The organism is Acinetobacter sp. WCHAc060033 (assembly GCF_004209125.1).
GTDB lineage: Bacteria > Pseudomonadota > Gammaproteobacteria > Pseudomonadales > Moraxellaceae > Acinetobacter > Acinetobacter wuhouensis.
In genome coordinates this window covers 20,106-33,929 of the sequence record NZ_SGSW01000001.1, presented here as the reverse complement: position 1 = coordinate 33,929, position 13,824 = coordinate 20,106, and the positions used below count along the sequence as shown (strand labels likewise).

The following is a 13,824-nucleotide window of genomic DNA, read 5'->3' as shown; positions in this document are numbered from 1 at the left end:
TGGCAGGTTATTATTTAACCTGTCATGATGGAGAACTTGTCTTTCCGTTTTGTTTTATGATTTAGAATTTTATAAATAAGAGGTTAAGGGCTCTAATGAATTCGAAAGTAATGAATAAAAAGTTGAAACACATGTTCCCAGAACATCACAATCTCATGTGTATCCTCAAACAAGAAGATCCACATTTTGCCAAGCTTTTAACTGATCATGATGAACTCGATCGTGAAATTAGTCAGCTAGAGCTTGATCCACTCAATCATATTCATGAAAATATTGAACAGCTCAAACGAAAAAAACTGCGATTAAAAGATCAGCTTTATTCAATTTTACAAAGGTCTGCTCACATGAATGTATCACTAGAATAATCCATAATTATGTCAGTTTTATGATTACTCTAGCTATGTGATTACTTTAGCTTTGTTATTTTTTCAACTTCTTTCATGGTTTGTTTAATCGGCTCATAGTCCAAAAACCATAAAAAGTTAACGTGTTGATTATTATGTTGTTGCACCAACATATCAATCACACTCCTTTCCCCTCGCCCAACCAAATGTCGTCGATAAAAATAGATCAGTAATCCTACAGTACAAATCAACATTGCACTGAGCATGATCCAAAAACCAATTGGACTCTTTAAGCCTGGAATAAATTCAAAATTCATTCCATATACACCGGTTAATAAAGTTAATGGTGCAAATACTGCGGTAATGATTGCGAGAATCCGCATATTTTCATTAGTTTGATTGGCGATAGCAGAAAAATGTAGATCAATCGCTGTTTGAATCGCTGTACTTAAGCGAACTGTATATTTTTGAATTCGCTCAACATGACTGGTTAAATCATCCACTCGAACAAGCATAATATCTTGTTTTTCATTGTGTTTTTTACCCTTTAAATGGGTGTAATTTTCAACAATTTCATCGCGTAATTCCTGTAAAGAATCGATCTGCTCCTCACACAAATTCTCAATTTGCTGAAAGACCATATTTTCCTGAAATAGCTGATGCCACTTGGCAAAACGACGATTGCCTTGTAAAAGTTCTTGTTGCCAAAATTCTACACGGCGAGACAAAGGCTTTCGCAGGTCTAAATATCCATCCACCATACTATTGAGTAAGCGTAAGGCTAAATCGACAGGCGTCGTTGCTAATTTACGCGGTTTATTTTGCTCATCTATACTTTTGCTCATGATATTCATGATTCGTGTGAGATAGCTTTCAAAAGCATGATTACCTTTTTCATGTACCGTGATTAGTGCATGAGAGGTAATAATAAAACTGACTGGTGATGTGGCTAATCCAAATATTGTGTCATGCTTTTCTAGTGCATTTTCCCCACTATTAATTTGATCGTCTGGGGTAATCAGCTTTCTAAAAATGAGTAAATCATAATCCTCCATCGCATCGAATGCACATGGATGTTCTATATTTAAAAGATCTTTTAAATGATATTCATTGACCTGAATTTGAGTATTTTGCAATATTTCTTGTTGCCACTGTTCTGCACGATTCACCACATCTTCACGGGTACAATCAATCCAGACAAACTGCTGCTCTGCATTGAATACAGGTTCTTTTTGTACGCAGGTAAAGGGTGCTTCAGGATGCTGAAAAAAATAAAAACTTTGCATATTCACAGCTTTTAAAAAAATTATTGTTGGTCTTCCTTACTCGTATCATGCCATAAAAAAGCCTGCATGAAGCAGGCTCTTTTAAAGAAAATTGTGAATCCCACGTCAATTGCGCTCGATCTACATATTTCACCTATAAAGCACTCATGAAATATGAAAAATAATCTAATTTAAAAACAATAAATTAAGTGATCTTTTTTTTGATTTATGAAAGAGACAAAATACACTCTAATTGAAATCGAGCTCAAAACAGATTAACTTAACGTGTTATACCAAGACCTCAAATAAAAGATTTATATAATGAAAAAGACAACTAAATTTAACTCACCATTATTTTCAAACGTAAATGTAGGTGAAAAAATAAAAGACCTTAAACTTAATGGAAGATATAACGAAGCAATAGAACTTTTAAAAAAACCGAATACTTTTTACTCTTCAAAAGATATAAATCTTGAAATTTCAGATTGTTATTTTGAAATAAAAGAATATGCACTCGCAAAAGAATATATTTTAAAATCGATTAAAGCGAATGGTGAGACTTTATATCTCTTAGGTAAATTATCATCCATATATTATTTGTTGAATGATTTTGAAAACTTTTTAAAAGTTGGTAATCAACTTTTATCTTTAAATGATACTCAAGATTTTTTGGAAATACACACTAAACCAAAACCTATAGGTAATGATAAAACTAAAAATATCATTAGTTTTTCAATCTATGGCGATTCACCAAGATATTGCGAAACAGCCATTTTAAATACAATAGAGGCGAAAAATTTATATCCAAATTGGACATGCCGATTTTACGTCGATCGTAGCGTCCCCCAAGAAGTATTAGATAGATTAGTTGCAAATGGTGCTGAGTTACACTTCGTATCTGATGAAGTTAAAAAAATGATCCACGGCACGATGTGGCGCTTTTTAGTTATTGATGATGAAAATATTGATAGATTTATAATCCGTGATGCAGATTCTATTGTATCGACTAGAGAACAATATGCTGTAAATGAATGGCTCGAAAGTGATAAAGCATTTCATATCATGCGTGATGGATATACACATACAGATATCATTTTGGCAGGTATGTGGGGCGGAGTGACAGGAATTATCAAAGATATAAAAAGCCAAATCCTTAAATATAATAAAATATGTCAGTCAAAACTATATTTTGGGCAGGATCAACATTTTCTAAGAGATGTGATATGGAAACAAATTAAAAGCAGTGTTTTACACCACGACAGCCAGTTTAATTATGAAAATACAGTTAAATTCCCAAACCATCCTCAACAAGAAAATGGACATGAAAATAGACCCAACTTTCATGTTGGTTGGGATACAACTTCAGAATTTTCGATCCCCTCAAACAAAAAAAATGGTGAAAAATTTTCTTGGACAATCGTAGATAAAGAAAATCATGTGATTTGTAAATACACTTCAACAGTTAAAGCCAATAAGTTTACTTTTGTAGTCCCTATTCCTTATCTAGAAAAATTAAATAGCAAGGATTGGTCAGTTCAAGTTATTTAACCAATGCTTTTGTATATTCACAGCGTTTAACCGTTATTTTTAATCTTCCTTATTTTCAACATGCCATAAAAAAAGCCTGCATTTAGCAGGCTCTTTTAGAAAAAATAAATCTTGCGTCTATTACGCTTGGTCGATGTCTTTCATCGTAAGTTTAATACGACCACGGTTATCAACATCTGCAACCTGTACTTTCACTTCTTGCCCTTCAGCTAATACGTCAGTTACATTTGCAACACGTTCGTTTGAAATTTGAGAAATGTGAAGTAAACCATCTGTGCCCGGCATGATGTTTACAAACGCACCGAATTCAACGATACGAATGACTTTACCTTGGTAAATTGTACCAGGTTCAACTTCAGCAGTAAGAGCTTGGATTTTTGCAATCGCAGCTTGAGCAGCAGCTTTAGATTCACCAAATACACGTACTGTACCGTTGTCTTCGATGTCGATCGCAGCTTTAGTTTCTTCAGTGATTGCACGAATCGTCGCACCACCTTTACCGATGACATCACGGATCTTATCAGGGTTGATGTTGATCACTTGGAATGTCGGTGCGAACATTGAAATTTCAGGACGAGCACGTGAAATTACTTGGTTCATTGCATTCAGAATGTGCATACGACCTGCATAAGCTTGGTTCAATGCAACTTCCATAATTTCTTCAGTGATACCTTCGATTTTGATATCCATTTGAAGCGCAGTAATACCGTTTGCAGAACCCGCTACTTTAAAGTCCATATCACCTAAGTGATCTTCATCACCTAAGATGTCAGAAAGTACTGCGAAACGCTCACCTTCTTTTACTAGACCCATTGCAATACCTGCAACTGGCGCTTTAAGTGGAACACCTGCATCCATAAGTGACAATGATGCACCACATACAGAAGCCATTGAAGATGAACCATTAGATTCAGTAATGTCTGATACGATACGGATGACATACGGGAAGCGATCAGCTGCAGGAAGAACAGCTTGAACACCACGGCGTGCCAAACGACCATGACCGATTTCACGACGTTTAGGACCTGATTCACGACCAGTTTCACCTACAGAATATGCAGGGAAGTTGTAGTGCAACATGAAGTTGTCAGTTTTAGTACCCGCTAAAGTATCAACCATCAACGCATCACGAGTATTACCCAGTGTCGTTGTAACTAAAGCCTGAGTTTCACCACGTGTGAACAATGCAGAACCGTGAGCACGGTCTAATACACCCACTTGTACGTCTAATGCACGAACAGTTTTAGTATCACGACCATCAATACGTGGTTTACCTGAAAGGATGTTGTCACGTACGGTGCGGTATTTAAGATCTTCGAATAATTCGTTGAGGTCATCAGCGATGCCATCAACGTCTTCTTCAGGGATAAATTGAGCTTTTGCTTCTGCTTCCAACGCATCTAGAGCTGCATAACGATCTTGTTTAACTGCAATCGTATAAGCTTCAGAAATTTTAGCTTCAAATGTTTCTTTTAATTTTGCACGAAGATCTTCGTTTTTCGCAGGCGCAGTCCAGGTAGACTCTGTTGCACCGGCAGCTGCTGCAAATTCTTTAATTGCTTGGATCGCAATTTGCATTTCGTCATGACCGAAAAGCACAGCGCCTAACATTTGATCTTCTGAAAGTTCTTTCGCTTCAGATTCAACCATAAGTACAGCAGATTCTGTACCAGCAACAACAAGGTCAAGATCAGATTGAGCCAATTGTTCTAAGTTCGGGTTAAGAACATATTCACCGTTGATTAAACCCACACGCGCGCCACCGATTGGACCACGGAACGGAGTCCCTGCAATCGCAAGTGCAGCAGAAGTACCCAACATTGCAGCAATATCAGCTTCCATAGTTTTGTCAGAAGACACAACAGTTGCAGTCACTTGGATTTCGTTATAGTAACCTTCTGGGAACAATGGACGAATTGGACGGTCGATCAAGCGTGAAATCAAAGTTTCAGACTCTGAAGCACGACCTTCACGTTTGCCATAACCACCTGGGATACGACCCGCAGCATATTGTTTTTCTTGATAGTTAACTGTAAGTGGGAAGAAATCTTGACCCGCTTTTGCAGTTGGTTGAGCAACAACAGCAACTAAAACTGTTACACCGCCCATTGTGATCACTACAGTGTTTGCTTGACGAGCAACGCGACCTGTTTCGAGTACAACTTGATGTTGACCATATTGAAATTCTTTACGAATCACATTAAACATTGACATGTAATTTTATTTCCTAGTTCTTTTGAACAGTTATTCTAGTGGAGACCCCTAAGGTTTGGCATTCACATCATTCTGAACGAATAAAAAGCATAAATGACAAAGCTTAGAAGCCGACCTCACTAGAGAATAAATTCAAATTAATCTTTATTTACACTAATTTTAAACACGAAGAAGGAGCGAATATTCGCCCCTTCTCTTTATCCAGCAAATGCTGGACAGACTTTAGTTTTCATCACTACAGCATTGATCATGCAATAATCCGAAAATAAAAGTTTAAATCGAATTAACGACGTAAACCTAAAGCAGCAATCAAATCGCTATAACGAGTAGCATCTTTACCTTTAAGGTAGTCAAGAAGCTTACGACGTTGGTTAACCATACGGATCAAACCACGACGGCTATGGTGGTCGTGTTTGTGTTCTTTAAAGTGACCTTGCAAATCATTGATTTGAGCAGTCAATAAAGCAACTTGTACTTCAGGTGAACCAGTGTCATTTTCAGCACGAGCGAATTTTGCAACGATCTCTGCGCGATCTGCGTTTGTTAAAGCCATTCGATTTCTCCGAGATGCTTAATTTAAATACTTGATACAAATCAAATTGATTCTTCAAAATCAATTTAACTGCCGTGCATCACTACAGCAGTCGACTATTTTAAAGGAAGTATAATGAGATTGCAAAAATATCGTACATATTCTCGCTTCTAAAAATGGCTTCAAAATAAAAAATGAAATATTGCATTTTTTTTACAAACTTCGAGGCATTTAGGACACTGACTTATTTATTTACTCAGTTCAAACTGTAAACCTGAATAAAAATAATCACGGAAAAGAATGTGAAACTATTTTCAACCAATACCTGTTATGTACCTAAAGACTTAAACAGCATTACACAGAGTAAAAATGAAGTATTGCCTGAACAAGGCGGGATGACTGAACAGCAAGTTCAAAAAATATGGGGCAGTATTGAAGGCTTATACCGAACAGGGAATCATCCTCTGATCAGTGTCTGCCTTCGTCGTAAAGGTGAAATTATACTGAATCGTAGTTTAGGCTATACTTCAGGAAATTCAGCCAATGGACTTGAACAAAATGCCGTAATTGCCAATCCTGATACACCGATTTGCTTATTTTCGGCCTCGAAAATGATCACAGCGATGCTGATTCACATGTTAGATGAAACAGGTGAAATTAATCTACTTGATCCGATCAGTTATTACATTCCTGAATATGCCCAAAATGGTAAACAACGTGCCACCATTTTCCATTTGCTCTCACATCGTGGTGGAATCCCTCGCGTAGAAACAGAAGTCACACCTGAGCTATTATTTGATAAAGAACAGATTTTACAACAACTCTATGCTTCTAAACCGATTTCACCTGCTGGAGCACACCTCGCCTATCACGCTGTGACCGCAGGTTATATCTTAGGTGAATTGATTGAGCGTGTGACTGGACAAGATATTCGCCAGTTTTTGCATGAACAAATTGAAAAGCCGATGGAGATGGAGTTTTTCAACTATGGCTTAAAACCTGAATTTCGAGATCATGTTGCCTTAAATTACCCTACAGGAGTACATCCTAAATTAGGTACAGATTTATATTTAAATCATGTGCTTGGTGGTGGCTTGCAACTTGCTGTCGATGTCACCAACGATCCTCGATTCATGGGCAGTGTTTGTCCAGCAGGTAATATTTATACCAGTGCCGAACAAGCCAATCGTTTTTTTGAAATGCTGTTAAATGGTGGACAATATAAAGGCAAACAAATCATGAGCCCTGAAACGGTGTTCAGAGCGACACTTCCGACATCGACTACAACGATAGACCGCACTCTCATTGCACCCATGCGTTATGCACTTGGCCCAATGCTGGGTAGTAATCCTGTAGGCGTATTTGGTCCTATGACTGGACAAGCATTTGGTCACTTAGGTTTTTCCAACATTCTATGTTGGGCTGATCCTGAGCGTGATATTAGTGTCAGTATTTTAAATACAGGAAAATCTGTAGTAGGAACCCACATTCCTGCTTTAGCGCAGACACTTTACCAAATCTCTAAGAATTGTCCGAAAATTCCAAAAGAACAGCGTCGTGCATTGTTTGGAACTGATCGTACTGAAACAGATTTAGTTTAAATAAGCTTTAGCCTGATCATAATCCTTCTTTTTATTATACTTTTTAGTTTATCTTATAAAAAAGCCCTAAGATTACTCTTAGGGCTTTTCCATTGCGCTGTAGTTTCTTATTTAATAATTATCGTTATCTTATTTATTGTACTCACTCGTGCTTTGACACTTATTGTTCTTATATACTGACAATATTTTCACGACCTTGTGACCAATTATGTCCATATGTGACCTATTATGCACCATGATTTTTCCAGACATAAGTCGCATTATCTTCTATCCGTGTGAGAAATATCTTACAAAAATACAAATCATCGTTTCCTGTAAAAAATATATTGAATACATTTAAAAAATTTAATGAAGATATCAAAATACGGTTTTTAATATCTATTCAATAAAAAAGCCTTGTAGTCTCTCCCAAAACTACAAGGCTTAGCGGCTGTAAGTTTCCTCTTTATCACTTACTTACATGTAAGTTCGCAGTCTCTCGACTTCAAATTATTCTTATTGTGCGATTTTACTCAACGATCCTTGCTGAGCTCTTTATGGGTTCATCATCTCAAAAAGTGACATGAAGCTCTATGCGCAAATCTCTCGAATTCATGTAAGCCATTTCGTACAAAGTTAAATTATTTAAATATACTACAAAATAACTATATTCATTTAATCTTACTAACCAACCCACTCATTCTACGCGTTGAAATCATCAAAGATTGAACAAAAGCTTGTTGATCAACCAAAAGACTCACCACTTTCTTGGCACGGGTAATCGCTGTATAAATCAATTCTTGACTCAACAATCGTGTCGCAGCAGCATCCAAAACCACTGCTGTATGAGTAAACTCTGAGCCTTGAGATTTATGAATTGTTAATACAAAAGCAGTTTGCATCGACTTTGGTAATCGTGTTGCAGGCAACCATTTGTTCAAACTTGGAAAATAGACTTCAAATTGATCGGCTTGCTGACGATGCCTAAAACAAATCCCAATATCACCATTGGACAATCCGAGTTGATAATCATTATAAGTCATCATCACAGGACGCCCGACATACCAATCCCCTTGCCTAGATAATGTTGGTAAAGATGCAAATAATGCTTTCTCCATTTCTCTATTAAGTTGTTCCAAGCCCAAAGTGCCATGACGTACTGCCGTTAAGATGCGATACAAATCAAATGCTTTAACAACTTCTTCTATATCCTCATCACTGTTTTCATCTTTGGATAAATAATTTTTGAGCGTTTCAAAATATGGTTGAAAGCCAAAGCTCAACTTTTGATTATAACTTTCGAGTTCTGCTGATGTAATTTTTTCAGGTAAATATTCAAGTTGAATGACATCTTGCACGTCATTTTGTAAAACAATATTTTGAATTTCTGTGGCTTGAACAACTTCATTTTCAAAATCTTGGAGGATCTGCTCCTCATTCAATTGCTGATGTTTTTGTTGTTGAATAAAGCGTGCCATTTTCCCAATTAAAGCATCATCACTAAAACGTCGTGTCGTGAGCAGATTAACTCTATTTTCTTTTAGCAATTCAACATGTTGTAAGTCTGCCAATACCGAACCAACATCTACAGAAGCAAGCTGATTGGCATCGCCCAATAAAATCAAGCGACAATGTTCAGGCACAGCTTCAAACAGTATAGTGGCTAAATTCAAATCCAACATGGACGCTTCATCGACCACGATCACATCATAAGGCAAAGGCTGACGCAAATTAAAACGAGGTACATGTTGATTACCTAATCCTAATAAACGATGCAAAGTCATCGGATTAAATAAGTTTTGATCTAGTCCAAAGCTGTGTAGTTTAGGGTCAGATAGTGAATTTTGTAGTGCCTCACCCATTCGTTGTGCAGCTTTCCCTGTCGGTGCTGCCATGGCAATACGAATATCTGGAATGGCTTGATGAAGCACTGCGATAATCCGCGCTAAGGTATAAGTTTTACCTGTGCCAGGTCCGCCAGTAATGATATTGAATGCATTTTTGGCAGCACTGACCAAAGCCTTTTTCTGATGTTCATCACTCAATAAATCATCATACGCGGATACATCTACTTGTTGAACCGCTTGTTGTTTTAAACGTAGAACTTGGGTTGCCAAACGCTGTTCCAACTGCCAATAACGATATAAATAAACAAATTCATCATCTTGCACAAAAGGTGCGACTTCAGTCTGTGCCACTTGGTCATTTGCAATTAAGGTCGCCAATATCGCTGTATTTTTACCTTGTTTGGCAATACAACTATCCCCTTGAGTCGTTGCCGACAAAATCTCTTTTACCAATTCAAGTGCTTGTGCATATGCATCTTCATGCATATGAGAGGCTGTGGAATACTGTGTTAAAACGTATTTACTCCATGTCTCTATCCATTGCGGGACTTGACTTGCTAAATCTTGTTTATTTTCCACACAGTTATCCTCAGAGTTATCTACAAGGTTTTCAACATACTTATCCACAAAAGCATCCACAACTTCATTCACACCCTTAAAACAAGGATAAGTATCTGTTTATTCAAAATTTTAAATGAAAAATTACGCACTTTCCGCCAAATTACCCTCAGTAAAATAACCGAGAATCGCATCTAATCTGAGGATAAATTCTGTACTTGGTCGCCAATAGTGATAGCCCTGTTCAGACTGCCCATTCATACCGCGCAAATATAAATAGGTTGCGCCCCCCAAATCACGGTCAATTTGATAGTCCTCAAGTTGCACGTTTAAATAACGATGCAAGGCAACTAAATATAAAGAAGCTTGTAACCAATAACTGGCATGCGACATACTTTCCTGTACCGCTTCGGAACAATAGCTCTGTTGATCGACACCCAAGAAGTTACTTTTATAATCGGCAATATGATATTTCTGCCCATCAAAAAATACCAAGTCAATCGAACCATTTAAATAACGTGCTGAGTTGGCATCTTTAAACTCTGGCATGGTAATACCATGTTCATCGAACAATTGATGAATCCGTTTAATAGCGAGTACACGATCAGATAAGGACAAATAGAAAGGAAATTCGGCTAAATGCTCATGTGGTTCCAGTTGACCTAAATTAAAACCATTGAGGATGGGCGTAGATAAAACATCTTTCAGCCATTCCGCCATCCAACCTAAAACAGTTTCTTCAGCAGGTGGAATTTCGGATGATTCCGTTTCTTGCTGATCATTAATAAATGCTGCCTGATATTTCTCAAGCAGTTCGGTTCTTAAACTCGCATAATCATTTTTAAAACGACGGTGAATTTCTAAATGCCAATATTGCTGATCTTTAAAATCGATATGTTCAAAAATTTCATGTAAGAAATTCCCTGCGACTGTTCCCATCGGAAAATTGGCTTTAATCCATGCAATCGGTTGTGTTGCGATTTGATGATCTATTTCAATGACTTCTTGCTGAATTTCATCTTCAGCACTTTCAGCCTTTTGTTCAGAAACAGCCAATGCATCTTGGATTTGTTGTCGAGTCAAATGCTGTGCCAAAGCACTAAAACTGGTTTTACCACGTGGATAAAAACGCTGTTTGGGAAAGATCTCAGCCGTCAAAGGAGTGTTTGCTTCCGCTTTGGCTTTTTCTAATCGTGGCGGACATTGTGTCAGTAAGGGTTCTACTGTACTGCCAATATGGCTAAAGGTATTCGCACCCTGCCCTCGCCAAAAAGCCAAACCTGTCGTCGATTTTTCCTTCACATCACTGAGCATGGCATAGACACGATAACTGGCACGGGTTAACGCCACATACCATAGGCGATGGTGCTCTGCCAACGCTCGCTCATTGTGTTGTTCAATATCTTTAGGATCGAGAATAGAGCTATCATTGACCGCAACCACACGTTGCTGTTCTACTTTCCCTTGAGTATTGACCTGTTCAATGGTGGAAAAATTGAGGGTTTTATTGATTTCTTTAAAATCTTTATCCGCACCTAAAAGGAAGACAAATTTAAATTCTAAACCTTTCGATTGATGAATAGTCATCAGCTGAACGCCTGCCTCATTCGACAGTTTACGTTCCATTTCCCATTCACGTTCCATGGGTGACGTGAGCTGTTTTAAATACCAATGATACAGATTTTGCGCACCTTGATATTCTTCACTGTGCTGACTGAGCAATTCGGTTAAATGACGTAAATTCACCACCACGCGTTCATTGTCACGACTTTGTGTAGCGACTAATTTTGTCCAGACTAAAAATTGATTCAGTGCAAATTGCCAAGCGGTTAAAAAGCCTTGATTCAGCCACATCTCACGGATTTGATCGAATAGCTCAATATACTGACTTAAACCATCCGCATGTTGCTCCAATGCAACCAATTGTTTTAAATCAAAATCCAATAAGCGACTGAGTAAAGCCCGTTTAATTTTTGCTTCATGGTAGGGATAAAGAATTGCCGATAATACCGCACCCACATCTTGAGCAATCTGACTTTCAAAAACACTTTTTTTCGAAGGTCGATTGGTACGAATACCTAAATAATTTAATGCAGATTGCGCTTTGTCTAAACCATCGTGGTTTTTGGATAAAATGGCAATATCATTTTCATCAATATTTCGCTGCCCTGATTTTTCAACAAAATATAAATTGCCTTGAATGCCTTGATTGAGCAGATCACGAATTTTCCAAGCGACTTGCTCTGCTTCTTGATTTTTATCTTCTAATTTCAACCAACGTAGCGGTTGTGGATTGGCAATATCTTGATCAATTAAATCAGGATGCGGACGACTACCTGCTTGTACAGGGGTATAGATCACCTGTTCACCAAAATCCATTTGCTGTTGGAATAATGCATCGACCACTTCAACCAACGGTTTAACTGAACGATGGTTATAAATCAGGTTGTATTCATGCCCATCTTTGCCAAAAACGTCTTGATGCGCCTTTAAAAAGGTCAGCATATCACCGCCACGGAAACCATAAATCGCTTGTTTACGGTCACCGACCATGATCATACAGCCTTTTTTCACTCGGCTTGGATGACGCCAAATTTGCGCCAACATATCATCCTGATCTTGGTTAGTATCTTGGAATTCGTCCACCAGAATCAAGGGATAACGCGCATGTACAAAAGTCGCAAAGCGTTGTCCTTGCTCTCCTTGTAAAGCTTCGGCTAATGTGCGAATTTGCTGTGCAAAGGTGGTTTCGCCCTTTTGTTGCAAGACCTGTGGTAAACGCTGTTTAACCTCTTGTGCCAAATAATATTTTAAAAATGTATTGGTACCCAGTAACTGATTTTCAAATGTTTCAATGGCTTCATAAATCTTTAAAAGCTGTTGAATCACCGCATGTTGATAAAAATCAATTTGTACCTTTTCAGGCGCAGCTTTCTTGAAAATTTGTTGCTCACGTAACACTTTAATCAGCGTAGCAAAATCAGTCTTTGCTGTGGCAAGGCTTGAGCTTAGATAATGCTTATAATCATTCTTCTGAACGGTTTGAATAATCTGCGGCAAGCTTTTGGCAAAAATTCGATGGAAACGATCACTTCTAAATTTCGTCCCATTGATGAATTTATAATATTCACCATCCAACAAATAATAGGCTTCTAGGCTTTGTAGTTTCTCTGGTTTAATCTGAGCGAGTTGTTCAATGGCTTGCTGAAATATTTGAGAATCAGCACTAGAAAACTGTGGTTCAATAAACTGCGCTGAAGCAAAATTTAAACTTTGCTCAACCGTCGCCACATAATAATCAACGCCACGTAACTCTCCTGCAAACATCAAGCTATCCACAATTTCTTGCGGTTGCTTTTGAATCCATGCACGCAATATGTCGTGAATCAATTGATGACTATAACTTTTCGCATCATCAGTAATTTCAGCCCGTTCAATTTTGCCACTTTCAAAAGCGAACTCACGTAATAACTTCTGACTAAAACTGTCTAATGTCCCGACGAATAGCTCATCGAGTTGGTCAATGACCAATTTTAAACGCTCACAAGCATAGGCAATCTGCGTTGCAAAAGTCACCAGTACTTTGGCGAATAAGGGATCGGTCTCTTGTTGTGCTTTGGCTAATACTTCTGCTTCGGTCAATTCACGACAAGACTCGAAATAACGAAATGTTTCCTGCAAACGCAAACGGATACGACTTTTTAATTCTGCCGCAGCTTTACGGGTAAAAGTGGTCGCAATCACTTGGCTCGGTAAATATTTCTCAAGAAAAATACGAACCATTAAACTGGATAAGGTATAGGTTTTCCCTGTTCCTGCCGAAGCCTCAATCCAATGCAATCCTGAAAATTGCATATCGCCAATCGGTTCAATGGAAATCTTTTTATTCGCAACATGTTTATTTACAACATTGTCGGCAGAAGTTGATTCAGTCAT

Annotated in this window: 8 protein-coding genes; 3 read left to right on the top strand and 5 right to left on the bottom strand. The window is 37.9% G+C overall.

Annotation, left to right across the window (positions count from 1 at the left end):
• Positions 1-95: 95 nt before the first annotated feature.
• A complete protein-coding gene (locus EXE10_RS00120; protein ID WP_068973785.1) occupies positions 96-365 on the top strand; it encodes a YdcH family protein in 270 nt (89 codons plus the stop codon).
• Between the two features lie 41 nt (positions 366-406).
• On the opposite strand, the gene EXE10_RS00115 is transcribed toward EXE10_RS00120, so the two are convergent.
• Positions 407-1,630, bottom strand: coding sequence for a magnesium transporter CorA family protein (locus tag EXE10_RS00115; protein WP_130111946.1), 1,224 nt, complete (start codon positions 1,628-1,630; stop codon positions 407-409).
• Between the two features lie 300 nt (positions 1,631-1,930).
• Here EXE10_RS00115 and EXE10_RS00110 point away from each other — a divergent pair, with 300 nt between their 5' ends.
• Positions 1,931-3,157, top strand: a complete 1,227-nt coding sequence (locus tag EXE10_RS00110) for a tetratricopeptide repeat protein (protein ID WP_130111945.1) — start codon at positions 1,931-1,933, stop codon at positions 3,155-3,157.
• Between the two features lie 120 nt (positions 3,158-3,277).
• Here the strand turns inward: EXE10_RS00110 and pnp are convergent, their stop codons facing one another.
• Together pnp and rpsO are read right to left on the bottom strand one after the other, a co-directional pair.
• Positions 3,278-5,365: a polyribonucleotide nucleotidyltransferase gene (pnp, locus tag EXE10_RS00105; protein ID WP_171405006.1), complete on the bottom strand. Its 2,088-nt coding sequence runs from the start codon at positions 5,363-5,365 to the stop codon at positions 3,278-3,280.
• Positions 5,366-5,654: 289 nt separating this feature from the next.
• Positions 5,655-5,924 carry a 30S ribosomal protein S15 gene (rpsO, locus tag EXE10_RS00100; protein WP_004725514.1) on the bottom strand — a complete coding sequence of 90 codons (270 nt, stop codon included), beginning with the start codon at positions 5,922-5,924 and terminating at the stop codon, positions 5,655-5,657.
• Between the two features lie 281 nt (positions 5,925-6,205).
• On the opposite strand from rpsO, the gene EXE10_RS00095 reads away from it, so the two are divergent.
• The gene (locus tag EXE10_RS00095; protein WP_130111944.1) at positions 6,206-7,504 is read left to right on the top strand and encodes a serine hydrolase domain-containing protein; all 1,299 of its coding nucleotides are present in this window, start codon (positions 6,206-6,208) and stop codon (positions 7,502-7,504) included.
• Positions 7,505-8,154: 650 nt separating this feature from the next.
• Here the strand turns inward: EXE10_RS00095 and recD are convergent.
• Positions 8,155-9,909 carry an exodeoxyribonuclease V subunit alpha gene (recD, locus tag EXE10_RS00090; RefSeq protein ID WP_213073839.1) on the bottom strand — a complete coding sequence of 585 codons (1,755 nt, stop codon included), beginning with the start codon at positions 9,907-9,909 and terminating at the stop codon, positions 8,155-8,157.
• A 123-nt stretch (positions 9,910-10,032) separates the two neighbouring features.
• Positions 10,033-13,824: a UvrD-helicase domain-containing protein gene (locus tag EXE10_RS00085; RefSeq protein ID WP_130111942.1), complete on the bottom strand. Its 3,792-nt coding sequence runs from the start codon at positions 13,822-13,824 to the stop codon at positions 10,033-10,035.